The 25,000-nt window shown below is 58.1% G+C and carries 24 protein-coding genes, 1 tRNA gene and 1 riboswitch; of the genes, 16 read left to right on the plus strand and 9 right to left on the minus strand.

Going from position 1 to position 25,000, the window contains the following annotated elements; translation table 11 throughout:
* The first annotated feature begins 18 nt into the window (after nt 1-18).
* The 4 genes from AB5Y84_RS19990 (at nt 19) to AB5Y84_RS20005 (ending at nt 4,396) form a co-directional block, all read left to right on the plus strand.
* Complete coding sequence (locus AB5Y84_RS19990; RefSeq protein WP_005334376.1) at nt 19-672, plus strand: transcriptional regulator; 654 nt, start codon at nt 19-21, stop codon at nt 670-672.
* Between the two features lie 154 nt (nt 673-826).
* On the plus strand, nt 827-1,414 hold the full coding sequence (locus AB5Y84_RS19995; RefSeq protein WP_257725624.1) for a histidine phosphatase family protein: 588 nt from the start codon (nt 827-829) through the stop codon (nt 1,412-1,414).
* Nucleotides 1,415-1,564: 150 nt separating this feature from the next.
* Nucleotides 1,565-2,758 carry an enoyl-ACP reductase FabV gene (fabV, locus tag AB5Y84_RS20000; protein ID WP_368177611.1) on the plus strand — a complete coding sequence of 398 codons (1,194 nt, stop codon included), beginning with the start codon at nt 1,565-1,567 and terminating at the stop codon, nt 2,756-2,758.
* 162 nt (nt 2,759-2,920) lie between these two features.
* On the plus strand, nt 2,921-4,396 hold the full coding sequence (locus AB5Y84_RS20005; protein ID WP_139410581.1) for a YfcC family protein: 1,476 nt from the start codon (nt 2,921-2,923) through the stop codon (nt 4,394-4,396).
* A 63-nt stretch (nt 4,397-4,459) separates the two neighbouring features.
* On the opposite strand, the gene AB5Y84_RS20010 is transcribed toward AB5Y84_RS20005, so the two are convergent.
* Nucleotides 4,460-5,674, minus strand: coding sequence for a pyridoxal phosphate-dependent aminotransferase (locus tag AB5Y84_RS20010; RefSeq protein WP_005334367.1), 1,215 nt, complete (start codon nt 5,672-5,674; stop codon nt 4,460-4,462).
* Between the two features lie 381 nt (nt 5,675-6,055).
* Between AB5Y84_RS20010 and AB5Y84_RS20015 the strand changes: the two genes are divergently transcribed.
* Nucleotides 6,056-6,268 carry a DUF1653 domain-containing protein gene (locus AB5Y84_RS20015; RefSeq protein ID WP_005334366.1) on the plus strand — a complete coding sequence of 71 codons (213 nt, stop codon included), beginning with the start codon at nt 6,056-6,058 and terminating at the stop codon, nt 6,266-6,268.
* Nucleotides 6,269-6,538: 270 nt separating this feature from the next.
* A complete protein-coding gene (gene aqpZ / locus AB5Y84_RS20020) occupies nt 6,539-7,228 on the plus strand; it encodes an aquaporin Z (protein ID WP_019445956.1) in 690 nt (229 codons plus the stop codon).
* Between the two features lie 92 nt (nt 7,229-7,320).
* Here aqpZ and AB5Y84_RS20025 read toward each other — a convergent pair whose 3' ends face one another.
* Nucleotides 7,321-8,058 (minus strand): lytic transglycosylase domain-containing protein, encoded by a 738-nt coding sequence (locus tag AB5Y84_RS20025; RefSeq protein WP_058055841.1) that lies wholly within the window; start codon nt 8,056-8,058, stop codon nt 7,321-7,323.
* Nucleotides 8,059-8,398: 340 nt separating this feature from the next.
* Between AB5Y84_RS20025 and AB5Y84_RS20030 the strand changes: the two genes are divergently transcribed.
* The gene (locus AB5Y84_RS20030) at nt 8,399-8,839 is read left to right on the plus strand and encodes a GNAT family N-acetyltransferase (RefSeq protein WP_041980377.1); all 441 of its coding nucleotides are present in this window, start codon (nt 8,399-8,401) and stop codon (nt 8,837-8,839) included.
* Between the two features lie 5 nt (nt 8,840-8,844).
* On the opposite strand, the gene AB5Y84_RS20035 is transcribed toward AB5Y84_RS20030, so the two are convergent.
* Nucleotides 8,845-9,387 (minus strand): DUF1439 domain-containing protein, encoded by a 543-nt coding sequence (locus AB5Y84_RS20035; RefSeq protein WP_257725621.1) that lies wholly within the window; start codon nt 9,385-9,387, stop codon nt 8,845-8,847.
* A 97-nt stretch (nt 9,388-9,484) separates the two neighbouring features.
* Here AB5Y84_RS20035 and cls point away from each other — a divergent pair, with 97 nt between their 5' ends.
* On the plus strand, nt 9,485-10,966 hold the full coding sequence (cls, locus tag AB5Y84_RS20040) for a cardiolipin synthase (RefSeq protein WP_005361740.1): 1,482 nt from the start codon (nt 9,485-9,487) through the stop codon (nt 10,964-10,966).
* A gap of 107 nt (nt 10,967-11,073) precedes the next feature.
* Nucleotides 11,074-12,336 (plus strand): YdgA family protein, encoded by a 1,263-nt coding sequence (locus tag AB5Y84_RS20045; RefSeq protein WP_257725620.1) that lies wholly within the window; start codon nt 11,074-11,076, stop codon nt 12,334-12,336.
* Nucleotides 12,337-12,415: 79 nt separating this feature from the next.
* Here the strand turns inward: AB5Y84_RS20045 and purU are convergent, their stop codons facing one another.
* Nucleotides 12,416-13,252, minus strand: a complete 837-nt coding sequence (purU, locus tag AB5Y84_RS20050) for a formyltetrahydrofolate deformylase (RefSeq protein ID WP_005344188.1) — start codon at nt 13,250-13,252, stop codon at nt 12,416-12,418.
* A 259-nt stretch (nt 13,253-13,511) separates the two neighbouring features.
* Nucleotides 13,512-13,668: riboswitch (FMN riboswitch) on the plus strand.
* 104 nt (nt 13,669-13,772) lie between these two features.
* Here purU and ribB point away from each other — a divergent pair.
* Nucleotides 13,773-14,426 (plus strand): 3,4-dihydroxy-2-butanone-4-phosphate synthase, encoded by a 654-nt coding sequence (gene ribB / locus AB5Y84_RS20055; RefSeq protein WP_005334344.1) that lies wholly within the window; start codon nt 13,773-13,775, stop codon nt 14,424-14,426.
* A gap of 225 nt (nt 14,427-14,651) precedes the next feature.
* The gene (locus AB5Y84_RS20060) at nt 14,652-14,894 is read left to right on the plus strand and encodes an Lpp/OprI family alanine-zipper lipoprotein (protein ID WP_005334342.1); all 243 of its coding nucleotides are present in this window, start codon (nt 14,652-14,654) and stop codon (nt 14,892-14,894) included.
* A gap of 172 nt (nt 14,895-15,066) precedes the next feature.
* Here the strand turns inward: AB5Y84_RS20060 and AB5Y84_RS20065 are convergent, their stop codons facing one another.
* Nucleotides 15,067-15,915 carry a tetratricopeptide repeat protein gene (locus AB5Y84_RS20065; RefSeq protein ID WP_257725618.1) on the minus strand — a complete coding sequence of 283 codons (849 nt, stop codon included), beginning with the start codon at nt 15,913-15,915 and terminating at the stop codon, nt 15,067-15,069.
* Nucleotides 15,912-16,634: a 4'-phosphopantetheinyl transferase superfamily protein gene (locus tag AB5Y84_RS20070; protein WP_368177612.1), complete on the minus strand. Its 723-nt coding sequence runs from the start codon at nt 16,632-16,634 to the stop codon at nt 15,912-15,914. The genes AB5Y84_RS20065 and AB5Y84_RS20070 overlap by 4 nt, the downstream gene beginning before the upstream one ends.
* A gap of 275 nt (nt 16,635-16,909) precedes the next feature.
* On the opposite strand from AB5Y84_RS20070, the gene AB5Y84_RS20075 reads away from it, so the two are divergent.
* The 4 genes from AB5Y84_RS20075 to AB5Y84_RS20090 all read left to right on the plus strand — a co-directional run bounded on the left by AB5Y84_RS20075 (nt 16,910) and on the right by AB5Y84_RS20090 (nt 21,151).
* Nucleotides 16,910-17,398 (plus strand): C40 family peptidase, encoded by a 489-nt coding sequence (locus AB5Y84_RS20075; protein ID WP_005334331.1) that lies wholly within the window; start codon nt 16,910-16,912, stop codon nt 17,396-17,398.
* 148 nt (nt 17,399-17,546) lie between these two features.
* Entirely contained in the window at nt 17,547-18,518 is a 972-nt protein-coding gene (gene rlmF, locus AB5Y84_RS20080) for a 23S rRNA (adenine(1618)-N(6))-methyltransferase RlmF (RefSeq protein ID WP_257725617.1), read from the plus strand.
* Nucleotides 18,519-18,764: 246 nt separating this feature from the next.
* Nucleotides 18,765-19,490: a MaoC family dehydratase gene (locus AB5Y84_RS20085; RefSeq protein WP_019445964.1), complete on the plus strand. Its 726-nt coding sequence runs from the start codon at nt 18,765-18,767 to the stop codon at nt 19,488-19,490.
* 245 nt (nt 19,491-19,735) lie between these two features.
* Nucleotides 19,736-21,151 carry a DASS family sodium-coupled anion symporter gene (locus AB5Y84_RS20090; protein ID WP_076495096.1) on the plus strand — a complete coding sequence of 472 codons (1,416 nt, stop codon included), beginning with the start codon at nt 19,736-19,738 and terminating at the stop codon, nt 21,149-21,151.
* A 66-nt stretch (nt 21,152-21,217) separates the two neighbouring features.
* Here the strand turns inward: AB5Y84_RS20090 and AB5Y84_RS20095 are convergent, their stop codons facing one another.
* Nucleotides 21,218-22,207, minus strand: a complete 990-nt coding sequence (locus AB5Y84_RS20095) for a DUF481 domain-containing protein (RefSeq protein ID WP_042055473.1) — start codon at nt 22,205-22,207, stop codon at nt 21,218-21,220.
* Between the two features lie 39 nt (nt 22,208-22,246).
* Entirely contained in the window at nt 22,247-23,155 is a 909-nt protein-coding gene (locus AB5Y84_RS20100) for a L,D-transpeptidase family protein (RefSeq protein WP_041202124.1), read from the minus strand.
* A gap of 438 nt (nt 23,156-23,593) precedes the next feature.
* Here AB5Y84_RS20100 and AB5Y84_RS20105 point away from each other — a divergent pair.
* Nucleotides 23,594-23,683, plus strand: a tRNA-Ser gene (locus AB5Y84_RS20105).
* Between the two features lie 182 nt (nt 23,684-23,865).
* On the opposite strand, the gene AB5Y84_RS20110 is transcribed toward AB5Y84_RS20105, so the two are convergent.
* Nucleotides 23,866-24,906, minus strand: a complete 1,041-nt coding sequence (locus AB5Y84_RS20110) for an IS481 family transposase (protein ID WP_201903736.1) — start codon at nt 24,904-24,906, stop codon at nt 23,866-23,868.
* Nucleotides 24,907-25,000: the final 94 nt, after the last annotated feature.

A 25,000-nucleotide genomic window follows, 5' to 3' on the forward strand; every position in this document is an offset into this window, starting at 1 on the left:
TTGCAAGAAGGTCCCATTGTGAAGCTGCAAGAGTTGAGTCCGAGCGATTTTGAGATCCTCAAGTCGATGGAGAACATTGTGGACGGCATCGCCGCCATGTATGGTCAGCACACCGAAGTGCTGCTCCACAGTCTGGATGCGCGCAATCCCTCGATCGTCAAGATTGCCAACGGCCATATCACCGGCCGCAGTGTCGGCGCCCCCATCACCAACCTGGCGATGATGAAGCTCAAGAGCGGGCAGGATATCTCCAGCCCCTACATGACCAAGTGTGCCACCGGCAAGACCCTGCGCTCCATCACCACCGTGATCCGCAACGGGGAGCACAGGGCCATCGGGTTGCTCTGCATCAACAGCGACATGGATGCCCCGCTGCAATCCGTGCTACGGACCATGATGCCGGAGTGCATGCATCCCCACGAGAGCCATGCCACCCCGGAGGTGTTCGCCCGCAACATCGACGAAGCGCTCAACAGCACCATCGACACCGTCAGTGCCGAGGTGCGTGGCAACGAGGCGGTGCCTCCGTCCCAGAAGACTCGGGTTATCGTCAACCAGCTGCACGACATGGGGATCTTCGAGTTAAAAGACAGTGCCCAGATTGCGGCGCGCCAGCTCGGGATCTCGGTCCACTCCATCTACCGCTATCTGCGGGAGATCAAGAAGGGCTGAGCCGACACACTCTGGCCAAATTGGCAGCAAACGGGTCAACCCTGACCCGTTTTTTACGCCCGTTTTAGCCTCTCTGTTTGGGCCATCCTTCGGGCTCATCTGCTATCATCTTCCCCCTTTATTTTTCTATCTCTTTGAACGTGCTGGAGAAATCATGTCTCGACTCATCTATCTGCTGCGCCATGGCCAGACTCGCTTCAATGCCGAGCAGCGTCTGCAGGGGCGTTGTAACTCCGATCTGACCGACAAGGGCGAGGCGCAAGCCATCGCCATGGGGCGGCGCCTTGCCGCAAAACTGGCGGATCCCAACGACTGGATCGTCTATGCCAGCCCGCTCGGGCGTGCCCGTCAGACTGCACTGCTGGTGTGCGAGCAACTGGGGCTGACGGCAGATCGCATCGTCTGGGACGATCGGTTGATGGAGCTCGGTATGGGAGAGTGGGAGAGCTGCCAGATCCCGGCGCTGCGGCTCGCTCATCCCGAGCTCGATACCGGCAAGGGGGACTGGTATCTGCAGGCTCCGGGGGCCGAGAGCTTCGAGAGCATTCAGCGCCGGGCACACCAGTGGTTGCAGGATCCTGCCATCGCCGAGCGGGCCATTGTTATCTCCCACGGTCTGCTCGGTGCCATGTTGCGAGGCGTCTATGCCGATCTCGACTATAAGGCGACCTGGTCACAGGAGTTGCCCCAAGATGCCTTCTATAAGCTGCAGGATGGCCACATCACCCGCATTGCCTGCTAATTGCCGTGAGGTGGCACCATGGCATGGACCATGATTGCCACCTTCGGATGCCCATTTTTGCCGCAGTTCAACACATCAGAGCACCTTATCGCGGCAAGATGAGGTATCTTATGCCCCGATTTCATCCATTAAACGGATCCGAGACCCCATATGATCATCAAACCCAAGGTTCGCGGCTTTATCTGCACCACCACTCATCCGGTCGGTTGTGAAGCCAATGTTCGTCGCCAGATCGCTTATACCAAGGCCAAGGGCACCATCGAGAATGGTCCCAAGAAGGTGCTGGTGATCGGCGCTTCCACCGGTTATGGCCTGGCCTCCCGGATTGCGGCTGCCTTCGGTAGCGGCGCCGCCACCCTCGGCGTCTTCTTTGAAAAAGCGGGCACCGAGTCCAAGACCGGTACCGCTGGCTGGTACAACTCTGCCGCCTTCGACAAGGTTGCCAAAGAGGCGGGCCTCTACGCCAAGAGCGTCAACGGTGATGCCTTCTCCAACGAGTGCCGCGCCAAGGTGATTGAACTTATCAAGCAGGATCTGGGTCAGATTGATCTGGTGGTCTACTCCCTGGCCTCTCCGGTGCGCAAGATGCCGGAAACCGGCGAAGTGGTGCGCTCTGCCCTCAAACCGATCGGTGAGGTCTACACCACCACCGCCATCGATACCAACAAGGATCAGATCATCACAGCCACCGTCGAGCCGGCGAATGAGGAAGAGATCCAGAACACCATCACCGTCATGGGCGGTCAGGATTGGGAGCTGTGGATGGCAGCCCTGCGCGATGCCGGCGTGCTGGCTGACGGCGCCAAGTCCGTGGCCTACTCCTACATCGGTACCGATCTGACCTGGCCAATCTACTGGCATGGCACTCTGGGCCGCGCCAAGGAAGATCTGGATCGCGCCGCCGCCGCCATCCGTGGCGATCTGGCAGCCAAGGGCGGCACCGCTCACGTGGCTGTGCTCAAATCCGTGGTGACTCAAGCCTCCTCTGCCATTCCGGTGATGCCGCTCTATATCTCCATGGCCTTCAAGATCATGAAGGAGAAGGGCATTCACGAGGGCTGCATGGAGCAGGTGGATCGCATGATGCGCACCCGTCTCTACGCGTCCGACATGGCGCTGGACGATCAGGCTCGCATCCGCATGGATGACTGGGAACTGCGCGAAGATGTGCAGCAGACCTGCCGTGATCTGTGGCCATCCATCACCAGCGAAAACCTCTCCGAATTGACCGATTACACCGGCTACAAGCAGGAGTTCCTGCGCCTGTTCGGTTTCGGTCTGGATGAGGTCGATTACGATGCGGATGTGAATCCGGACGTGAAATTCGACGTGGTCGAGCTCTGAGTCTGACTCAAGTGAAAACGGGGCCCCGCGGGGCCCTGTTTTTTTGGCAAACATTCCGCTAATTTGCGGAATTTTATTATCAGCGATCACCTTTTTCCCATATCAAACCCGCTAGTCTTGCGCAGATCGGATCACAGACGGCATTGCCGAGGTACGGAAGCTATGACCACTCCAAACGAGGCGCCCAAGAAGCGCCAACTTCCCACTGTCTATACCCTGCTTTTTATCATCATCGCCCTGATGGCCGCCCTCACCTGGGTGCTGCCAGCGGGCAAATATGACTATGTCACCGCCAAGACCCAGCAGCCGGTGGCGGCAGCTGCCGTGGCCGATTACAGCGGCGACGAGCGGCTGTTGCCGGTGCCCGGCAGCTACACCGAGTTACCCGCCCACCCGCAAGGAGTGTTCGAGGTGCTCAAGGCCCCCATTCAGGGCTTTCACAAGGCGGCCGATGTGGCGCTGTTCGTGCTCATCATCGGTGGTTTTCTCGCGGTGACCATGCAAAGCGGGGCGCTGGATGCCGGGGTGGGGGCCATTGTGCGAGCCTTTGCTGGCCGTGAGCGGCTGCTGATCCCGGTGCTGATCGCCCTGTTTGCCCTCGGCGGCTCCACGTTCGGCATGGCAGAGGAGACGGTAGCCTTCTGGGCACTGATCGTGCCGGTGATGATGGCGGCGGGCTTCGATCGCATGGTGGCGGCGGGGATTATCCTGCTTGGCTCCGGGGTCGGGGTGCTTGCCTCCACCGTCAACCCGTTTGCTACCGGCATTGCCTCCGGTTTTGCCGGTATCCCCATCGGTGAGGGGATTGGCCTGCGGGTCATCCAGTGGTTGCTGCTGGTTATCTTCGCCTCCTGGTTCGTGATGCGCTATGCCAAGCAGGTGCAGCAGGACAAATCCCGCTCCGTGCTGGCCGACATCACCTATGACGACGAGTTCTCCCAGATGAAGAGCGGCAACCTTGCCTTCACCGGCAAGCAGAAGCTCACCATGCTGGTCTTCTTCGGCACCTTCCTGCTGATGATTTATGCGGTGGTGCCTTGGTCGGACTTGGGGATCGACGTGCTACCCACCTTTGGCTGGTGGTTTGACGAGCTATCCACCCTGTTCTTTAGCGCCTCCATCCTGATTGCGCTGATCAACCGGATGCCGGAGTCCAACTATGTGGCGACTTTCCTGAGCGGCGCTCGGGATCTCATCGGGGTAGCGCTGGTGGTGGCGGTGGCGCGCGGCATCTATGTGGTGATGGAGCAGGGCGTCATCATCGACACCATTTTGCACTGGGCTGAAGGGCTGGTGACCGGGCTCTCCTCGTCGGTCTTCATCCTGATGGCCTATCTGGTGCACATCATCCTGAGCTTCTTCATCCCCTCCACCTCGGGGCTGGCGACCGTCTCCATGCCGCTGATGGGGCCGCTGGCTGATTTCTCCGGCATCTCGCGGGATCTGGTGATCACGGCCTATCAGTCCGCCTCCGGCTGGATCAATCTGTTTGCCCCCACCGCCGCCCATCTGGTGGCTGGTCTGGCGCTCGCCAAGATCCCCTACGATCGCTTCGTGCGCTGGGTGCTGCCCTTTATCATCGGCGTAGCCCTCATCACCATGGCGGTGCTGGTAGCCGGTGCCCTGCTGCACGGCTGATGGCACGGATAAAACCACAGATAACAAAAAGGCTCCCGCGGGAGCCTTTTTCATGAGCTTTGCTTACTGCTTGTAGCCCTTGAGGAAGCGGGCGAGGCGGCCGATGGCATCTTCCAGCTCCTCTTCGCGGGGCAGGAACACCAGCCGGAAGTGATCCGGCGCCGGCCAGTTGAAGCCGGTGCCCTGTACCAGCAGCAGCTTCTCTTGCTGCAGCAGGTCGAACACCATCTTCTGATCGTCGCGGATGTCATACACCTTGGGGTCGAGGCGCGGGAACATGTAGAGCGCCCCCTTGGGTTTGACGCAGGAGACCCCGGGGATCTCGTTCAAGAGCTCCCACGCCTTGTCCCGCTGCTTGCGCAGGCGGCCGCCCGGCAGGATCAGCTCGTTGATGCTCTGGTAGCCGCCAAGCGCAGTCTGGATGGCGTGCTGCATCGGCACGTTGGCGCACAGCCGCATGGAGGCCAGCATCTCCAGCCCTTCAATGTAACCGCGGGCACGGCCTTTTGGACCGGTGATGACCATCCAGCCCTGACGGAAGCCGCAGGCGCGGTAGGCCTTGGAGAGGCCGTTGAAGGTCACCACCATCACATCGTCACACAGGGTGCAGACGCTGGTGTGGGAGATATCGTCGTAGAGGATCTTGTCGTAGATCTCGTCGGCGAAGATGATGAGGTTGTGCTGGCGGGCAATCTCGATCACCTCCAGCAGGAACTCGCTGCCGTAGACGGCTCCGGTCGGATTGTTGGGGTTGATCAGCACCAGGCCGCGAGTGCGCGGGGTGATGCGAGCGCGGATGTCGTCGAGATCCGGGTACCAGTCTGCCCCTTCGTCGCAGCGATAGTGCACCGCATGGCCACCGGAGAGAGTGACGGCGGCGGTCCAGAGCGGGTAGTCGGGGGAGGGTACCAGCATCTCGTCGCCATTGTTGAGCAGCGCCTGCATCGCCATCACGATCAGCTCGCTGGCGCCATTGCCAATGTAGATGTCGTCGATATCGACCTTGCGCATCCCTTTTTGCTGGTAGTACTGCATCACCGCTTTACGGGCAGAGAAGAGCCCCTTGGAGTCGCAGTAGCCCTGGCTCAGCGGCATGTTGAGGATGACATCCTTGATAATCTCTTCCGGCGCATCAAAGCCGAACGGGGCCGGGTTGCCGATGTTGAGCTTGAGAATGCGGTGGCCTTCGTCTTCGAGACGGCGAGCCTCTTTATGCACCGGGCCGCGGATGTCATAGCAGACATCGTCGAGCTTGTGCGACTTGTCGATTGTGAACATGGTGAGTGTGATTCCTTCCCCACAGGGACGCGTTGGCGAAAAAGGCGATTTTTAGTATCAAATTTCTTTTCCCCTATTCTTCACAGAATTGAATGCTAGAACAATCCTCTTTTTAGAAGAATTCCCTGATTTTTAGCCCTGAAACAGGGTTGCTAGAACGTTAAATTCAGCACGATCTTTGGTGCTAACCAAGGTTAACTAGTGAAACATGGGGAACGAATTAACAATGCTGCCTGACTGTGTTGCAATATCCGGATCCTGTGGCACGATTGGCTTGTGTAAAAAATCGTCTTCGTCCCCCTTTTCGATGAGTTGAATGGTACCCATGGTGTCATCTTTATGTGGTTCGCTCATCGGTGTTCACTTCTACGAGGTTTTCCCATGCAAGCACCCGTTCCAGGCCGCTATCGCCACTTCAAGGGGGGTTACTATCAAGTGCTTGCCTTGGCTCTGCATACCGAAACCCAGGAGCAGCTGGTCATTTATCAATCCGAGCAGGATGGTCAGGTTTATGCCCGACCCGTCGCCATGTTTATGGAATGGATTGAGCATCAGGGGCAGGTTGTCAGCCGTTTTGCCCCTGCAGGAGACTGACCACGCCTCCGTTTTTATCGTTCAAGGGATGAGCACTCGAGCTAAACGGTGTCACAAGTTGTCGTATGACACCCTTGGGTATGAGATGTGCAGCCAGCTGTCTTAATGATAAATCCCTTATCTAATCAACTGATTGTGACGAACATCACATTCAGTGAGCTCTGCCTGCAGGGTTCGCAATCTGGACTCACACTCCCATAATGCTGCGCTTGTTCAAGCATGGGCCCTTCTCGGGTCTTGTTCTGTGTTATCTCAAATGGGAGAAATAATGTGAAACCTGTTGCTGCTGAGTTTATGGGCACTTTCTGGCTGGTATTGGGCGGGTGCGGCAGTGCCGTGCTGGCTGCAGCTTTCCCTCACGTCGGGATTGGTCTGTTGGGGGTCTCGCTGGCTTTCGGTCTGACCGTGCTGACCATGGCGTTTGCCATCGGCCATATCTCCGGTTGCCACCTCAATCCGGCCGTGACTGTCGGCTTGTGGGCGGGTGGTCGTTTTCCGGCATCCGGTGTACTGCCTTATATCGTGGCGCAAGTGCTGGGTGGCATTGCCGCTGCTGCCGTGCTTTACGTGATTGCCAGCGGTCAGGCCGGGTTTGATCTCTCTGCCGGTTTTGCTTCCAACGGCTACGGTGAGCACTCTCCGGGTGGTTACAGTCTGACTGCCGCACTGGTGTGCGAAATGGTGATGACCGGTTTCTTCCTGTTTGTCATCATGGGGGCCACCGATAGCCGTGCGCCTGCCGGTTTCGCGCCGATCGCCATCGGTCTGTGCCTGACCCTGATCCACCTCATCAGCATTCCGGTGACCAATACCTCGGTCAACCCGGCTCGCAGTACCGGTGTTGCGCTGTTTGTCGGTGACTGGGCTATCAGCCAGCTGTGGCTGTTCTGGGTTGCCCCGATTGTCGGTGCCATTCTGGGTGCGCTGGCTTATCGCCTGGTGGCGACTGAGCAGAAGTAATCATTTGCGAAACAAAGTGTGGTATCGACACGCCTGCGGGCGTGTTTTTTGTTTCTGGAGGGGCGAGAAAAGAGCATTAACCGAGGCTAACCTCAGAGCCCTTTGGCCTGCAGCATCTCTTTGTAGCGCAGGTGGAGGAGCTGGACGCGCTCCACATAGGCACGGGTTTCCGCATAGGGCGGGATACCGCCATGTTTTTGTACGGCGCCCGCGCCGGCGTTGTAGGCCGCGGTCGCCAGCGCCACGTTGCCGTCATACTGCTTGAGCAGTCCCGCCAGGTATTTCACCCCGCCGAAGATATTCTGCTCCGCCAGCAAGGCATTGCCGACCCCCAACTCCCGCGCCGTGGCGGGCATCAGCTGGGTCAGCCCCATCGCCCCCTTGCGGGAGACCGCCAGCGGATTAAAAGCGGATTCAGCATGGATCAGCGCCCGGATCAGCGCAGGCTCAACCTGATAGGTTTTGGCGGCCGCCTTGATGGTGCTGGCATAGTCATAGAGAAACAGCCCTGTGGTCTGCCAGTTGACGCTGGATTTGGGGTCGCAGGCGAAGCAGTCGTTGAACAGCAGCAGCTCGTAATGGCCTTGTTCGGGCGCCATGTCGGAGTAGCGAACCACTCCGTTTTGTTGCACCGATTTATAGACCTGGATCTGCTTCTTGCCGTTGGTGGCGACTGCCGCTGTTTGAGCGGTGTCGGGTTGTGAGGCGGGAGTGGCATCTTTGCTCGGACGCAAGGGGGAGGGAGCTGCGGTCAGGAAGATCACCTCCGCGGGGGGGGGAGTCTGGCTCCATCCGCTCAGGGGGATCAACAACATATGGCCTGCCAGCATCCATGCTTTCAACCCTGATACTCCTTCTTGTGATGACCATGTTGAGTAAAGCATCATGACGAGGGCAGAACAAGCGGCCAACAGGGGGCAAATGATCCGATTCGGTGACCGGGATCAAAGTATCCGCCGCAATAAAGGATTGTCATCATAAAGCACGGTTTTAGCCGTCAGGCGGTGGGTCATGGCCTCTTCCACCGGGTAAGCAAGCTGCCCATGACGTCCGCTTTTTTGTTGACGAAAGGCATGCTATCGTGCTGGCGTCATGTGGTCGGATTAGCGCACCGTATCTGGCACTAATAACTGATTATCAAAGGATTTGTCTGTGACAAGCAAGCTGGTGATGGAACTCACTTTCGAAGAGTACTGCGACGCCGACCTCTCCCTTATCAGGGACTATTACGAGACGACGTTTTCCCACTATGTGCCGGATCTGGCCGAGCGGATCTTTGTCGTGCGTGATGCTCACTGGCTGGTGGGGGCGGTACGGTTGCGGGACGAGGAGGAGTTTTACCATCTGTGCGGCTTTCGCCTGTTGCCCCACTACCAGTCGCTGGGATTGGGATCTCGGCTGTTGCAGCACGCCTGTCACGGTCTGTTGGACAAACCTGTGGTCTGTCAGGCGCTACCCTTCGAGAAGCCTTTCTATCTCAAGGCCGGGTTTGCCGATATGCCCCTCAATCAATTGAGCGGGTCGCTCTTCTCCCTCTACGAGCGGCAGCAGCAGCAGGGTTATCAGGTGGAACTGCTGGTACGGGATACCACCCAGCCCCTCCTGAATTGAGCGGTTTAGCGGGGTTTGGTCAGCAGGTGGATCTTGCCCGGTGACAGCTCCAGCCCCAGCAGATTCTCCTTCAGCCAGGCCTGATCCGGATCCTTGTCATTGAGTTTGTAGACCGGTTTGGTCTCGAGCCGCTTCTCCATACTCTGCAGCAGCATGTTGAGCATCAGTCCGAACTTCTTCTCGGCCGCCTCCGGCTCCAGCTTGTACTCCACCAGCTTCATGTTATCGAGAAACAGCGCGCTCTGGCTCTTGTCATAGCGGGGTCTCGCCTCATAGGTCATCTGCAGGCGGGCGTCATATTGGGTATTGTCTGGCAGGGCGATTTTGAGCTTGCCCTTGCCATAGACCCGGGCGGTATCGGGGCGTTGGCGACCGATCTGGACATCGCTCTGCTCAAGCGTCACATGGGCCTTGATGATGCCCGGCAGCTCCAGCTGTTTGTCGACTTGCACCTGAGATTGCAGGTACTGGTTTATCTGTTGCTCATTGATGTCATATGAGCCTTGGCCTAGCATGGCCAGGCTGAGCAGCATAGATTGCAGGATCATGCGTGCGACCTGATAGAATGGATTTGCCTTACAGCATACCATCCCGGCCGGTTGGGGTCTGCCCACCGCGCTGTTTGTCGATTAGAAGGAGTCCCCGTTGTTTAACGGTCTGGAACACGATCTTCAACTGCTGTTTTCCCGTTTTCTGGGTTGGCTGCTACTGCTTTTTCATACCGTGATTGTCACCGGGGTGTCGTTTCGGGTGGTGATGAAACGCCGTCCCATCGGGGTGTCGCTGGCTTGGCTGGCGCTGATCTATGCCATTCCGTTTGCCGGGGTGGGTTTCTATGTGCTGTTTGGTGAAATAAAGCTGGGGCGCCGCCGTGCCGAGCGCGCCCAGGCCATGTATCGCCCTTATGCCATCTGGATCCGGCAACTGGCCCGTCTGTTCCCGCAGCACTGCTGCGAAGTGGGCGCCAAGGCACAGCCGCTGCACGATCTCATCCAGGGACGGCTCGCCATGCCGATGCTCTCCGGCAACCGCATGACCTTGCTCAACAAGCCGGACTGGATCTTGCGCGAGATTGCCCAGGATATCCGTCGCTCGACCCTCTCATGCTATCTGGAGTTCTACATCTGGCATCCGGGCGGCGATGCCGACGAGGTGTGCGAGGCGCTCATTGAAGTGGCGCAACGCGGCGTGGATTGTCGCTTGCTGCTCGATTCGGTGGGCAGCAAGCAGTTCTTCCGCTCCCACTGGCCCAAAAAGCTGCGCAAGGCGGGGGTCAAGCTGGTGGAGGTGCTGCCGGTCGGCGCCTGGCGCATTCTGTTCCAGCGTCAGGATCTGCGGATGCACCGCAAGCTGGTGGTGATCGATGACAGGGTGGGTTACACCGGCTCCATGAACATGGTGGATCCCCGTTTCTTCAAGCAGGATGCCGGGGTCGGCCAGTGGGTCGACATTATGATCCGGGTGCAGGGGCCCATGGTGCCGCTGATGTGGTCGATCTTCGTCTGGGATTGGGAGATGGAGACCGGCGAGCGGCTGCTCGACAGTCTGCAGCATGAGCCGGAAGCCTGGCCCCAGACCAACTACCGCGCCCAGCTGATCCCGTCCGGTCCCTTCGTCGGCGGCGACTGCATCCAGCAGAGCCTGCTGCTGGCCATCTATCAGGCGCGCAGCCATCTGGTGCTGACGACCCCTTACTTTGTACCCGACGATCCGCTGGCGGCCGCACTCAGTTCGGCAGCGGCGCGCGGAGTGCAGGTGCAGCTGGTGTTGCCGGCACGCAACGACTCCATCATGGCCAATTACGCCTGCAACGCCTTTATGGAGGAACTGCTGGCGGCCGGGGTGGAGATCTACCGCTACGATGCCGGTCTGCTCCATACCAAGAGCGTGCTGGTGGATGATGACTTCGCTCTGGTGGGGACGGTCAATCTGGATCGGCGCAGCCTCTGGCTCAACTTCGAGGTGACCCTGTTGGTGGATAACCCCTCGTTTGTGGCCCAGATGACCCGGCTGGTACAGGGCTATATGGCAGAAGCCACCCCGATGACCCTGGCCCAATGGCAGGCCCGCCCCTGGTATAAGAAGGCGATGGAGAACATCTTCTATCTCTTCAGCCCCTTGTTGTGATGTTGTGGCGAGCCGCAAGAAAGTGGACTCGCCATCTGATTGGACTTGCCTAGCCCCGAGTCCGCCCCGTAGAGTGCAGTGACAACTCCCTGGAGACACATGGATATATGAAAAAGATAGTGGCCCTCGCCGTGGGTGCGGCACTGGTAGGTGGTGGTCTGGCTGCGTGCTGGTACACTGGCAACAGCTTCGACAACATCATGGCGGAGCAGATTGCCAAGGTAGAGCAAGAGACCGGTATCGACATGCAGTGGCAGCCGGGTAGCAGCAACCTCTTCACCCGTGACGGGATCCTGAAGGTCGTGGTGACGCCGGAGGAGCTGGCTGCCATCGACAGCGAGCTGGAGGGCAGTCAGCCCATCGAGTTGCAGCTGGTGGTCAAGAGCCAGATCCTGCCGCTCTACATCAAGAGCCACTTCCTGCTCGATACCCATAATGGCACGCTAGCGCCGGTTTTCACCGCACTGGGCATGGAGCAGTGGGAACTCGGTCTGGAGTCGGTCACCAGTCTCTGGACCCAGGGTAACAGCAGCCGTTTCTGGGCCAATGAATTCAAGATCCAACAGGGGCTGGACGAGTTCAGCTTCCTGCCGCTGAGCGGCGAGTTCCACGGCAATCTGGAGGGGAATGGTCACCTCACCATGACCTGGCAGGGGATGACGGTTCACGAAGAGCAGAGCAAGATGGACTTGGTGCTGGCCGATCTGAAAGGGAGTGCCGACATTGCCGAGATCAGCGGTGTGCTCCTCTCGCCCCAGAGCGAGATGACCCTTTCGGCCCTCACGGTGCAACTGCCTGACAGCGTCAAGGTCGCCCTGCAGGGGATGACCACCGAGACTCAGCTGACCGGTGATGATGCCCAGACCCTCTCCAGCAGCTATCAGATGAAAATTGCCAAGCTGGATCTGGAGAACGAGACCGACACCCTGGCGGTGACCGACAGCAAGTTGGCGCTCAACCTCAACGGTCTGGATCTGGAAGGGTATCAGGGGCTGCAGGCCGCCGGTGGCAAGGGGGTTGAAGATGCCGCCATCCAGCAGGCGCTGGACAAGATGCTCAAACGTGGCGCGACCCTTGAACTGGCCGATCTCAGCGCCAAGCTCAACGGTGAGGCGGTGACCATGAAGGGGGACGTGAAGCTGGCCTCCACCTCGCTGGAGCAGCTGTTCAACAGCGACGCGGGGATGCAGGCCCTCTCCGGCGTGCTGCATGCCAGCCTCAGCGACAAGTTGGGCAAGGCGGTGCCGCAACTGGCCCCCATGCTCGATCAGCTGACCCTGATGGGTTATCTGAAGGCCGACAAGCAAGCGCTGACCTCCGAGCTGAAGCTGGAGAAGGGCGCGGTGATGGTAAACGATCTGCCGCTCTGATATTTTGCGCAAAAACAACAACGGCTCCCGCGGGAGCCGTTGTTGTTTCTGGCGTTTGCATACGAGCCATGTGGGCGGATTACTTGAAGACCACCGTCTTGTTGCCGTAGACGAACACCCGCTCGTTCAGTACCAGCTCCAGCGCGCGGCTCAGCACCGATTTCTCCACATCCCGACCCGCCTTGGCCATGTCGTCCGCACTGAAGGCGTGACCGACGTGGATCACGTCCTGTTCGACAATGGGGCCTTCATCCAGATCGTCGGTCACGAAGTGGGCGGTGGCACCGATCAGTTTGACGCCGCGATCAAACGCCTGCCGGTAGGGGCGGGCACCGATGAAGGCGGGCAGGAAGGAGTGGTGGATGTTGAGGATCTTGCGCGGATAGGCCTCGACGAAGCTCGGGGTCAGCACCCGCATGTACTTGGCCAGGATCACATAGTCAGGCTCATAGCTGTCGATGATGGCGCGAACCTGCTCCTCATGCTCTGTCCGGCTCAGACCCTCGTGACTGACGGTGTGGAACGGGATATCGAACTTGCCGGTGAGCTCGGCCAGGGTGTCGTAGTTGCCGATCACCGCGACGATATCCATATCCAGCGCGCCCGCGTAGTTCTTCATCAGAATATCGCCGAGGCAGTGGGTCTCCTTAGTAACCAGGATGACGATGCGCTTCTTGCCCGCCTTGACCAGACGGCGTTGGGCACCGGTGGGCAGGGCATCATCGAGGTCGGCCAGCAGGGTCTCGTCGTTGAAGCGCCCCTCCAGCTCGGTACGCATGAAGAAGCGGCCATTCTCGTGATCCACAAACTCATCGTTCTTGATGATGTTGAGCTGGTGCTTGTAGCAGATGTTGGTGATCTTGGCGATGAGCCCTTTGGCATCCGGGCAATCCGTGAGCAGTATTTTCTTTTCCATCTCTGTCATTTTCCGTTTGTGGTGTTGGCGCTGCTGTCTGCGCCGGCAGCGTTGTTCAGGCTCTCTTTTCGGGCCCTATTTTTTTGTTTCGGGAACTATGCCATAAACCGATCCGCGCCATAAAGAAATTCGCCAGTCATGGCCTCGCACGCTGGCGAGCAGGCCGCAGAGCGGGATCCCGGGCGCAATGTTGAAACGCTTTTCAGCCTGCGGGGGATTTTGGCTGGTATCTGCAACCGTTTTTCTTTAGGCTGTCTGCGCTTATTCTCAGGGCGGGGTGCAATTCCCCACCGGCGGTATCCCGATTGACTCGGGGAGCCCGCGAGCGCCCGACTTGGCTGATTGCCGGGTCGGGGTCAGCAGATCCGGTGAGATGCCGGAGCCGACGGTCATAGTCCGGATGAAAGAGGATAAGACAGACCTTGCCGTGTTGGCCCTTGTGGGCTGGCCGCTGCATGCCCGTCTCTGTCTGCCTTTCCATGCCCTGATTCTGGTCCTTGTTTTGTTTAGGAGTTTTACCATGAATCAGTCTCTACTCAGTGAATTCGGTGATCCCGTTGCCCGTGTCGAAGCGGCGCTGTCTGCCTTGCGTGCTGGAGGCGGCGTGCTGGTGGCCGACGATGAAGATCGGGAGAACGAGGGCGACCTCATTTTCGCCGCTGAATCCATGACCAATGAACAGATGGCGCTGATGATCCGCGAGTGCTCCGGCATCGTCTGCCTCTGCCTGCCCGACGAGCGGGTTCGCCAGCTCGAACTGCCAATGATGGTGGAGGCCAACTCCAGTCACTACCAGACCGCCTTTACCGTGACCATCGAAGCGGCGCAGGGGGTCACGACCGGTGTCTCGGCGGCTGATCGCATCACCACCATCCGTGCAGCCATCGCAGACGGCGCCAAACCGGGCGATCTGCACCGCCCGGGTCATGTTTTCCCGCTGCGGGCGCGAACCGGTGGGGTGCTTACCCGCCGGGGTCATACCGAAGCGACGGTCGATCTGATGCAGCTGGCTGGTCTCAAACCGTTTGGTGTGTTGTGTGAATTGACCAAAGAAGATGGCTCGATGGCGCGTCTGCCAGACCTGGTTGCGTTCGGTCGCAAGCACCAGATGCCGGTGCTGACCATCGAGGATCTGGTGCAATATCGTCAATTGTTGTCAGAACGTACAGCCTGAGCCTCATACGAAATTGTAATAAGGCAAAAATTTGGTTAACCTTTGTCCGTGCCCCCACCACACGGCACTCATTTTTTAGACGAATCTGGACAAAAACTGTTCATTCAAAAAAAAATGAGGGTTTTAATGCATTTATCTATGGTGGGGACTATGCAAAGTAGGATTTTTTTGTGCCATAATCACGCCGCTTGCTAAACGTCTGGCGAGTTCAAGGGAGCTTTAAAAATGAAAAAATTGTTGTTGGTAGGTGTTGTTGGTCTGTCCGCTCTGCTGGGCGGTTGTGCAAACACCAGCGAACTGGAAACTTCCGTTCAGAATCTGTCTAACAAAGTTGACCAACTGGCTCAAGATGTTAGCGCAGTTCGTGCTGATCAGTCCAAAATCGCTGCTGATGTTGCCGAAGCCAAGCAAGAAGCTATGCGTGCTAACCAGCGCATCGACAACATGGCTACTTCCTACAAGAAGTAATCCATGCGAAAAAAATGGCGCAGTTTTGCGCCATTTTTTTTTGCCTGAAATTCACCGTATCTCCACTATTCCCACAGCAACTTATTTCCACAATACCTTCTTCGTACTTGACCCATGAGGTCATGCCGGTCTCCTGGCACTCCCCCATCATTACCAGCCAGTTCGATTCCGATCAGTAGAGCAGACTATAGAGTTTGCGACGGTAGCTCTGTGCCGCCGGTGTGCTGCCCATGGTCGCCAGAATATCGAGATAGGTCTTTCTGGCATCGCCGAATGCCAAATCCCGTTTGAGGATCTCCAGCAGCAGTCCCAACGCCTCTTCCTGACGACCAGCCTGGTTGTATTGCACCGCCAGCTCCTGAGTCAGGGCAAAATCATCAGGCTGTTCTGCATGACGGGCTTCCAGCGCGCGCAGCTCCGGGCTGTCTGCCGCTTGCAGGGCCAGCGCCAGCCGTGAGCTCAGGGTATGGAAGTGGCCATCCTGCGCCGCCATCGGGATGGTGCCGAGGCGCTCCTGTGCTTCCTCCAGCAGGTTGAGGTTGAGCGCAGCCTGGATCAGCCACAGGCTGATGTCGTGACGTTCAGGGGCCAGCTGGTGTGCCTTGGTCAGATGTGCATAGGCGATGCTGGGCTGCTCGTCAGCCAGCGCCTGTTGTCCCTTGGCCAGCAACTCTTCCTCTTCTTTGGGGGCGAAGGCGGCGAAATACTGGCGCAGGGTGGCTTCATCCTGCGGCCCTTCGATGATCCCCTGTTCGTCAGGGCGACCCTGATGGAACAGCACCAGCGCCGGCAGGGCGCGCAGGCCGAGCTGGCTGGCCAGCGGTTGCAGCTGGGGATCGTTCATATCCACCTTGGCCAGGGTGACCTGCTCATTGGCGGGCCCAACCAGTGATTCGATCAGCGGTGTCATCCCCTGGCACTCCGGCATCTGCGGAGCATGGAAATAGATGACGACCGGCTTCTTCATGGACGCATCGATAAGTTCAGCGTGAAAATTCTGGGGAGTAATGTCGACGATCATGAGTTGGACTCTTCAGAAGGGGTGTTAAGTAACATGGGGTTAAGCGAGTGGCAATTCAAGCGCTCATCCAGCCGGTAAAAGGCCACGGGGGTTGCCGCCGCCGCGAGGCTGAGCCAGCCGCTGGCAAAGGGCCAATCCTGTACCTGATAAGGGGTGTCATCGAGCCGGTTGTCGAGTCGCCACCCTTCCTCCGGGAGAAACCGCACCTTCTCCAGTCCCGCCGCTATGCCGCCACCGTGGGCTTTCAGTACCGCCTCCTTGCGTGACCAGAGCCGGTAGAAGGCGCTCTCCTGCTCTTGAGCAGGCTGTGCGCAGAGCCACTCATATTCACTCTGTGCATAAAACCGGCGGGCCAGCGGGAGGGGATGATGCCGCCGTTTGCCCAGTTCGATATCCACCCCAAGCGGCCCCAGCGGGCAGAGCGCCAACACCAGCCAGCTGCCACTGTGGCTCAGATTGAACTGCCAAGCATCATCATGCAGTCGGGGCTTGCCGTGGGGGCCGTTGCAAAATTGCAGACTGGCGACAGGTTGTTGCAGCCGCTCGGCCAATAGCTGGCGCAGCAGGGCGCGGCTCACCAGATATTCCTGGCGCCGTTCAGGATGGGTCATGACTTGCCAGATATGTTGCTCATCGGTTGACAGCCATTCAGGCAATTGAGCAAGCAGTTCCTGGCATACCCTGGCCGGTTTTAACAAAAAAAGATCGGTTTCGATCATGATTTTTCACTTTAAAAAGGTGCTGAAGCAGGGATAAAAGCCAGTTATCTATGAGGCCCAAGGCTCTTTTTGCGATTGTATATTGTTTGGTCATGATCACATTAATTATGAAAAATCGTGCATTTCCTTGCAAAAATGTGAGCTTGATAGGGATTTTCACTTGCCTCGATAGAATTCTTGGATATAGTCGGGTGCTGTTGCCTTATAAATTGCCCTTTGGGGCCGTATTTTAACAAGATTTACTATTTAGCGGGGATAAAGGATTGCGCCACCTGATGCTACTGCTGGTCGCGCTCGGAATGGTGGGTTGTGCCTCGGCACCCCAACCCGAGGTCGCGAGCAAGATCGAAGTTTCCATGGTTGAACCTGTCATCGAACCGGAAGCTTCCCAGACACCCGATGTGAATGAAATCCTGACTGTATATAAAGAGTGGCGTGGTGTTCCGTACCGGATGGGTGGCAGCAGCCAGCGCGGTATCGACTGTTCCGCCTTTGCCCGTGAAGTGTTCCGCAATGCCGTCGGTATCGAATTACCCCGCGATACCCGCTCCCAAGTCCATGAAGGGACGCGCGTTTCCAAGCAGGATCTGGTCGAGGGTGACCTGGTCTTCTTCAAAATCAATCGTCGTCTCAACCACGTTGGCATCTATGTCGGCAATGGCGAATTCATCCATGCCTCGACCCGAGCCGGTGTGACGCGCTCCAAGCTGGATAGCCAATATTGGCGCAACAAGTTCTGGCAAGCTCGCCGGATCGATATCTGAGTCAGGCTGGACAAACGGCTCGCAGTACGGACTGTTTTTCCAACCTCACTTGAACCGGGCTCGATAGCCCGGTTTTTTATTGCCCTCGTTTAGACTTTCCCGAGTCAAATCACTATAGTGTGGGCCCGTTTTCTTCGGCAGGCTCAGCATGAAACCCCGCATCCTATCAGCCGGTGGCCCCAAGTCGGGCGACCGCAAATCCGGACTTCACTCCCGTAATCGCCATCAGGCGGGTTACAACTTTGAGGCGCTCTGCCTGCGAACTCCCGAATTGGCCGCTCATGTCTTTATCAATGACTACGGCACCCGCACCATCGATTTTGCCAATCCCGATGCAGTGAAGACCCTCAATCGCGCCCTGCTGGCCCATCACTACGGGATTGCCCACTGGGACTTGCCTGCCGGTTACCTCTGCCCGCCTATCCCGGGACGGGTGGACTACCTGCACTGGGCGGCCGACCTGCTGGCCGAGAGCGCAGGCCAGCTCCCTACCGGCAAGGGGGTGAGAGTGCTGGATATCGGGGTGGGGGCAAACTGCATCTATCCGCTGCTCGGCTGCCGCGAATATGGCTGGCGTTTTGTGGGATCGGATATCGATCCGGTCTCGGTCAAGGCGGCCACCCTGCTGGCCAAGAGCAACGGACTCGGCAACCAGATTGAGTGTCGTTTGCAGGGTAACCCCAACCATGTGTTTCGCGGCATTATAGGGCCGAAGGAGCGCTTCGCTCTGACGCTGTGCAATCCGCCGTTCCATGCGTCGCTGGAAGAGGCGAGTAAGGGGACGGAGCGCAAGCTGCGCAATCTGGGCAAGGAGGTGACAGGCGCCCCTGTGCTCAACTTCGGCGGCCAGAAGGCCGAGCTCTGGTGCGAAGGCGGCGAGGCGGCGTTTCTGGCCAACATGATTGCCCAGAGCAAGGAGTTTGCCACTCAGTGCCTCTGGTTCAGCTCGCTGGTGTCGAAAAAGGAGAACCTGCCGGGGGCGAAAAAGGCGTTGAGCCGGGTGGGGGCGCGTCAGGTACGGGTGATCGACATGGCACAGGGCAACAAGGTGAGCCGGATCCTCGCCTGGTCCTTTCTGGATGAGGAGGGATTGCGTCGCGGCTGGCCGAGCGCGCGCTGAGTCCCCACCACAAGGCCCGATGAGGGCCTTTTTTCATGATGAATCCCGCGAGTTTCCCCTGCCGGCGGCATCTTTGGCAATCGATTTCCTAATTGGCAGATCGTGCTGGTTTACATGGTATAAGTAGTTACTTCCGCCTTGGTACAGGTGTACGCCGAGATTTTTTTTGCACTTACAGCTGAAACTTTAATAAAATAGGACTGGTTAGACCTCTTTACAGGCATTGAATCAAATAGGGATCGGTAGATGAAAGTTGTCGATTTTCTGAAGCGCAAGCGCGAAATTCTGGCGCAGCACCCCTTTGAGCTCAAGGATTGGCTCTCTCCGGCGATCCGCGACTACTGGCGTGAGTTTCAGCAAAAGGCACATCTTCACCCTTTGCTGGGGCGTGTGCTGGACTTGCAAGCCGAGTCCCAGAGCGAGCAGCAACAGGATGCAGCAACCGTGGCACAAGTGGCCAACGGTCAGCCTGCCGTGGCTCAGGAACCCGCAGTTGAGCTGGGGGCCGAGGCGGCCGAGCTCTATGCCGCCCTGCAGGCCCGCATCGGTGAAGAGACCCATGTCGGCGAGTGGCTGCACGTCAGCCAGCAGATGATCGATCAGTTTGCTGCCGTGACCGGGGATCACCAGTGGATCCACACCGATCCGGAGCGTGCGGCCGCCGAGTCGCCTTTCAAGACCACCATCGCCCACGGATTCCTGACCCTGGCGCTGCTGCCGCAGTTGACCGGCTCGGTCGATGAGGCCACCCCCGAGTTCCCGACCGCCCGCATGGTGGTGAACTTCGGGCTGGATCAGGTACGTTTCCCGTACCCCATCAAGGTGGACAGCAACATCCGTGCCCGCACCAAGCTGGCCCGGGTCACCCCCATCAAGGGTGGGCTGGAGCTGCTCAAAGAGATCAAGGTGGAGATCGAAGGGATCCGCCGCCCGGGTTGCGTCATCGAGTCGGTGACCCGCATCTACTTCTGAGCCCCCTCATCGGCATGAATGGTGAAACGGGCCCGCTGTCGTGTGCAACGAACAGCGGGCCCGTTTTTTTGCCTGTTTGTTGCAAGGGTTGAGGCGTCAGCCATCGCGCGCCGACCCCAGCTTGATATGACTCACAAAACGGTGCGCCGTGCAGTTAGCCAGCTCTCATTTTGGCGAGATAGCCGCGTGAGGCGATAGCATGTTATGCCACTATTGGCTTCTTACTCCCGATCCTGGAGACAATAGTGCCCATCAATAACAAGATTATTCTGCCACTGCTGCTGAGCCTCGCCATCCTGCTGATCCCGACCCACTGGATCCCGCTGGAGGGGATCACCGTCATCGAGCAGCGGGTCGTGGCTATTTTCGTGCTGGCCGCCCTCTGCTGGATCCTGGAGCCCATCCCTATCTTCGCCACCTCGGTGCTGATCATCGTGCTGGAGCTGCTGCTGCTCTCCGACAAGGGGCTCTGGTTCATGACTGCCGACAAGGCCGAGCCGGGGTTTGGTGAGCTGCTCAAGTCCACCGAGGTGATGGCGACCTTTGCCTCGCCGGTTATCATGCTGTTTCTCGGTGGTTTTTTCCTCGCCATTGCGGCGACCAAGTACCATCTGGACGTCAATCTGGCGCGGGTGCTGCTGCGCCCGTTCGGTCAGGACCCCCGGATCGTCATGCTGGGGCTGATGTTGATCACCGCCACCTTCTCCATGTTTATGAGCAATACCGCCACCACCGCCATGATGCTGGCCATCCTTACCCCTGTGCTGGCGGCGTTTCCCGACAAGGACCCGGCCAAAATCGGCTTTGTGCTGGCCATTCCGCTGGCGGCCAACCTCGGCGGGATCGGCACTCCCATCGGCACTCCGCCCAACGCAGTGGCCCTCAAATACCTGACCGGCGAGCATGCCATCTCGTTCGGTCAGTGGATGGGATTTGCGGTGCCCTTTGTGGTATTGCTGTTGCTGCTTGGCTGGTTTCTGCTGGGGCGCTTCTTCCCGAGCACCCTCAAGCGGATGGATCTCAAGATTGAGGGGCGCTTTATGCAGACCCCTCGCGCCTGGGTGGTCTACCTCACCTTTATCACCACCATAGTGCTCTGGCTGCTGGGGGATCTGCACGGCATGAGCTCCTACGTGGTCGCCATGATCCCGGTGGCAGTGTTCCTGACCACCGGCATCATCACCAAGGACGATTTGCACAAGATCTCCCTCGATGTGCTCTGGCTGGTGTCGGGCGGTATCGCGCTGGGGCTGGCGCTGGAGGACTCCGGGTTGGCCGAGCGGCTCATCACCCATATTCCGTTCCACGAATACTCCACGCTGGCGGTGCTGGTCGGCGCCTGTCTGCTGGCGGTGGTGATGGCCAACTTTATGTCCAACACCGCAACCGCCAACCTGCTGCTGCCACTGGTGGCGGCACTGGCGGTCAGCATGCCGGAGCTGGCCGAGTGGGGCGGCAGCCACACCCTGATCCTGGCGGTTACCATTTCGGTCTCGCTCGGGATGTCGCTGCCCATCAGTACCCCACCCAATGCGCTGGCCCATGCCACCGGTCTGGTGGAGAGTCACCAGATGGTGCGCATCGGCGTCATCATGGGGTTGGTCGGTACCCTGTTGGCGATGGTATGGATCTACCAGATTGCCGCTTGGGGACTGATCTAGCGAGCCTGTCTGCCTGAAGCAAAGAGGAGCCGATATGGCTCCTCTTTGCGTGTTGGGGATCCGAGGCTAGAAACTGGCACCAAGGCTGAGCAGGTGTCTTAGTTCGCTCTCTCGGGGTTCCGGGCTGCCTGTGTCGACAAGGATGTCAGCATCTTCCCAATCCAGCTCACTCGACCAGGAGAGGCGCAGATGGTCGTTGAAGTAGTAGCGTAACCCTATGCTGCCTTTCAGATCCTGATTACGGGTGAAATAGGGGGAAGCTTGTGCCAGATATTTCAGATAGCGCCCCTGGCTGAACAGCTCCATTTTCTCCTGCCAGAGGGAGAAAGGTTGGCGATAATCCCAGTTAAAACCGGCGAAGGGGTAGTCAATGACCCGTTCACCCAGAAAAATCTTGGGAACCTCGCTATCTTCACGGAAGTAGAGTCGGCTTAATCCCCCTTGGGCCATCAGCTCCAGTCGGCGGCGTTTGTCGTTCCAGAAGCGGTAGCCAGGCCCCGAGCCATAGTCCATGTAGAGATAGCGATCTTTATCCAGCATGTCATATTCGGCATCGAGTGAGGTGCGCAAGAACCACTGCTGGTTGAAGAAGTAGTCCAGCGTAGGGTTGAGCTGATAATCATGGCTGTCGGTGACGTTGTCAGCGGTCTCATAGGTATATTCACCGGAGAAGCTGTAACGCCAGTCCAGATTGGCCAGCTCGCTTTTCCACTTGAGGTTGACGTTGTTGGTCTGCTTGTCATTCTGTTTGAGTTTGACATTGAGATCGCCGCTGCCGGTCCAGAGCCAGGCGTTGCGTTCATCCTGGTCATCCTCGAACAGCTTGAGCCCACCCTTTGCCGTTGCCTTGGGTTTGTCCTCTTTATCGATGCGCCAGCGTTTGATGGCCTCCCGCTGGACGGTGACTGCGCCGCTGTAGGGCAGGGCGATGCGCACCGACTGTTCGGTCACCTCCTCGATGTTGCCGGTCAGACGGTCGCCATTGCTCATCCAGAGGATGTCCTTGGCCCACAAGGAGTGACAGGCCAACAGGAGTAGGAGGGGCAGGAATTTCATGAGGTAAGGTGACTCCGGTGCGACTCGGGCGCTGGTGACTTAGCCACTGACAAGTTGGCTGCTGATGGGGCGGGGCAGGCCGTTTTTGCTCTCCAGCGCCGCCGTCACCTCATCTTGCATCACGTCAGGTGCACTGATAAAGCTCTCTATGGCCGGAGATAGCACCAGCGGGGCGCCATTTTCAAGCTCCTCTTCGGTGCGGGAGAGCGGGGAGTGTACCTCCAGCCAGCGGCGACCATCCGGTTCGATGGCCACCTTGACCGGTTGGTTGATGACCCGCACCGGCGTGCCAATCGGCACAATCTTGAACAGGGCCTCGATATCGTCAGGTCGCAGCCGGATGCAGCCAGCGCTCACCCGCAGGCCAACGCCAAAATCCTTGTTGGTGCCGTGGATCAGGTAGTCGCGCTTGCCATAGCCAAGGCGCATGGCGAACTTGCCGAGGGGATTCTCCGGGCCGGGGGGCACTACGGCGGGCAGGGTGATCCCTTTTTGCTCCAGCCAGGATTTGCGCACCATGGGGCCGGGTACCCAGGTCGGGTCGGGATTCTTCTCGATGACGGTGGTGGTCATCTCGGGTGTTTCGCGGCCGATATCGCCAATCCCGATGGGCAGCACGATGACCTCGCTCTTCCCTTTGGGGAAGTAGTAGAGGCGCAGTTCTGGCAGATTGATGACGATCCCCTCGCGCGGCACATCGGGCAGCAGCATCTGGGTGGGCAGTGTCAAACGGGTGCCAGGCTTGGGTAAATAGGGATCTACACCCGGATTTGCCTCAAGCAGCGCCAAAAATCCAATTTGCGTATTTTTGCCAACCAGCTCCAGATGTTCATTCTGCTGGATGATGTAATCCTCCAGCTCACCGATGAGGCGACTCCCGGCAGGTGGCAGCGGGTAGCGTTTGGCCTCTGCCGGCGCCGCACAGAGCAGGATCGCAGCCAGCAGCATGGAAAGGGCGGGCGTTAAGGGTAGGGGCTTGAGTTTCGGCAATCGCATAAGAAGATCCATCAGTTCAATCGGGGCGGGACATCATCAACATAGCCGCCAGGATGGCGCGATTGTTCCTCAATCAGCCCATGATTACCAGCTTGCCGCGCACTCGCAATGATGTGGGGATACATAGGAAACCTGCGAAAATCGGCATCACCCATAAATTTGAGCGCCAAGCAGGAAAAAGAGACGTCTCATGGCAATGGGTGAATATCACGATATGGATAATGGCCGGGTGTGCGAGCGGGTGGATACAGGGCTATACAGGGTGGCCTCGCAACGCGAACATCACGCGCCGCATTGTGAGCCTGCTCCCAGATATCTGATTCAGCCATTTGATATCTAAGAAATTTTTATTGCATCCTCGGCCCAGCTTGGGTAAAACTCTCTCCCCACGGAGAGATGCCGGAGTGGCCGAACGGGATTGACTCGAAATCAATTGTGGCAGCAATGCCACCCAGGGTTCGAATCCCTGTCTCTCCGCCATATAAAAAGCTCAACCTTTTGATTGGGTTGGGCTTTTTCATTTTTTTCTTTTTCTAGTATGCCATTTGGTGTCGGCTGACATACTACCAGGGTGGATTGCATTGGACATCGATCCAGTCATGTGTCCACGTATTTTTACAGATCTAGTTATCGCTTGACTCCGCCTCAAACCGGTGTTTTGTTTACGCTACTTTAATGCGCACTTCCTTCGGCATCAATTTCAGACCCTTCCTGAACATGCAGTAGGGGGTTTGCCCCTCCATCATCCTGCCCTGATGTGGTCGTTGGGTGTTGTAGTGCTCCAGGTAGCTATCCAGGTCTGTCTGCATCTGCTCTACCGACTCATACCAGGTCGTTCTCCCCTTGATACGGAAGTGTTCATCCAGCAAGGTTCGATGCAGTCGCTCGATAAAGCCGTTGCTCTGCGGCCTGCGCACCTTGGTGGTTCGGTGCTCAATCCCCTCCAGTTGCAGGAACAGCTCGTAGGGATGGTGGTCAGGTCGTCCACAGAACTCGCGCCCGTTGTCCGACAGGATGGTATAGACCCGTGCCTCGTGGGCCTCGAAAAACGGCAGCACCGTTTCATTGAGTACATGAACCGAGGTCACCGGCAGCTTGCTGGTGTAGAGCCGTCCCCAGGCGTGGCGGCTATAGCAGTCCAGCACGGTTTGTAGATACACCTTGCCAACCCCCTTGGGCGCGCCAACGAAAAAGGTGTCGACCGCCACCAGTTCTCCGGTGTAGTGAACCTCAATCTGGCGTTCGCGAAACTCGGGGCTGAAGCGTTCTAACAGGCGAATTTGCTCGTCATTAAGCTCAATGGTCTGCTCCCGGTGGGTTTTCTCAAGGCGCAACAAGCGGTCGTGTTTGGAGAGCAAGTAGTGCCGTTGCCACACGCCACGCACACCGCCCGCACTGACATTGATGCCTTGCAGAGCCAGTTCTTGGGCGACCCGCAGCGGGCCATGAGTTGGTCTGGTGAGGGAGTAATCAAGGATGGCCTGTTCAATCTCGGGAGCGACCCGATTGGGATGAGCACCTTTACAGCCGGGCAGTTTATCGAGTAATCCCTCGGCGCCATAGGTCTGGTAATTACGGCGAATTTCGTAGAACTGCTGGCGGCTATAGCCAATGAGCTTGCAGGCTTTGCTGACGTTATTAAGCTCTTTGGCGAGCTCTAGCAGGCTGAGTTTTCGACGTGCTACTTTCTCGTTGGTGGTCATACGGTGACTCCGGATAACACGGTAGGGGTACCGTTTTGTTATCCGGTTTGAAGCCGTATGACCACTCCCTTTTGTGGGCAACTGTTAGGCGAAT

Origin of the sequence: Aeromonas sp. s11, from assembly GCF_040907945.1 — a bacterium.
Taxonomy (GTDB): Bacteria; Pseudomonadota; Gammaproteobacteria; order Enterobacterales; family Aeromonadaceae; genus Aeromonas; species Aeromonas veronii.

Coding starts and splice junctions, on each gene's coding strand:
- AB5Y84_RS19995 (WP_257725624.1), top strand. CDS start 827: ATGTCTCGACTCATCTATCTGCTGCGCCATGGCCAGACTCGCTTCAAT.
- fabV (WP_368177611.1), top strand. CDS start 1,565: ATGATCATCAAACCCAAGGTTCGCGGCTTTATCTGCACCACCACTCAT.
- AB5Y84_RS20005 (WP_139410581.1), top strand. CDS start 2,921: ATGACCACTCCAAACGAGGCGCCCAAGAAGCGCCAACTTCCCACTGTC.
- AB5Y84_RS20010 (WP_005334367.1), bottom strand. CDS start 5,674: ATGTTCACAATCGACAAGTCGCACAAGCTCGACGATGTCTGCTATGAC.
- AB5Y84_RS20015 (WP_005334366.1), top strand. CDS start 6,056: ATGCAAGCACCCGTTCCAGGCCGCTATCGCCACTTCAAGGGGGGTTAC.
- AB5Y84_RS20025 (WP_058055841.1), bottom strand. CDS start 8,058: ATGCTGGCAGGCCATATGTTGTTGATCCCCCTGAGCGGATGGAGCCAG.
- AB5Y84_RS20030 (WP_041980377.1), top strand. CDS start 8,399: ATGGAACTCACTTTCGAAGAGTACTGCGACGCCGACCTCTCCCTTATC.
- AB5Y84_RS20035 (WP_257725621.1), bottom strand. CDS start 9,387: ATGATCCTGCAATCTATGCTGCTCAGCCTGGCCATGCTAGGCCAAGGC.
- AB5Y84_RS20045 (WP_257725620.1), top strand. CDS start 11,074: ATGAAAAAGATAGTGGCCCTCGCCGTGGGTGCGGCACTGGTAGGTGGT.
- purU (WP_005344188.1), bottom strand. CDS start 13,252: ATGGAAAAGAAAATACTGCTCACGGATTGCCCGGATGCCAAAGGGCTC.
- ribB (WP_005334344.1), top strand. CDS start 13,773: ATGAATCAGTCTCTACTCAGTGAATTCGGTGATCCCGTTGCCCGTGTC.
- AB5Y84_RS20060 (WP_005334342.1), top strand. CDS start 14,652: ATGAAAAAATTGTTGTTGGTAGGTGTTGTTGGTCTGTCCGCTCTGCTG.
- AB5Y84_RS20065 (WP_257725618.1), bottom strand. CDS start 15,915: ATGATCGTCGACATTACTCCCCAGAATTTTCACGCTGAACTTATCGAT.
- AB5Y84_RS20070 (WP_368177612.1), bottom strand. CDS start 16,634: ATGATCGAAACCGATCTTTTTTTGTTAAAACCGGCCAGGGTATGCCAG.
- AB5Y84_RS20075 (WP_005334331.1), top strand. CDS start 16,910: ATGCTACTGCTGGTCGCGCTCGGAATGGTGGGTTGTGCCTCGGCACCC.
- rlmF (WP_257725617.1), top strand. CDS start 17,547: ATGAAACCCCGCATCCTATCAGCCGGTGGCCCCAAGTCGGGCGACCGC.
- AB5Y84_RS20085 (WP_019445964.1), top strand. CDS start 18,765: ATGAAAGTTGTCGATTTTCTGAAGCGCAAGCGCGAAATTCTGGCGCAG.
- AB5Y84_RS20095 (WP_042055473.1), bottom strand. CDS start 22,207: ATGAAATTCCTGCCCCTCCTACTCCTGTTGGCCTGTCACTCCTTGTGG.
- AB5Y84_RS20100 (WP_041202124.1), bottom strand. CDS start 23,155: ATGCTGCTGGCTGCGATCCTGCTCTGTGCGGCGCCGGCAGAGGCCAAA.
- AB5Y84_RS20110 (WP_201903736.1), bottom strand. CDS start 24,906: ATGACCACCAACGAGAAAGTAGCACGTCGAAAACTCAGCCTGCTAGAG.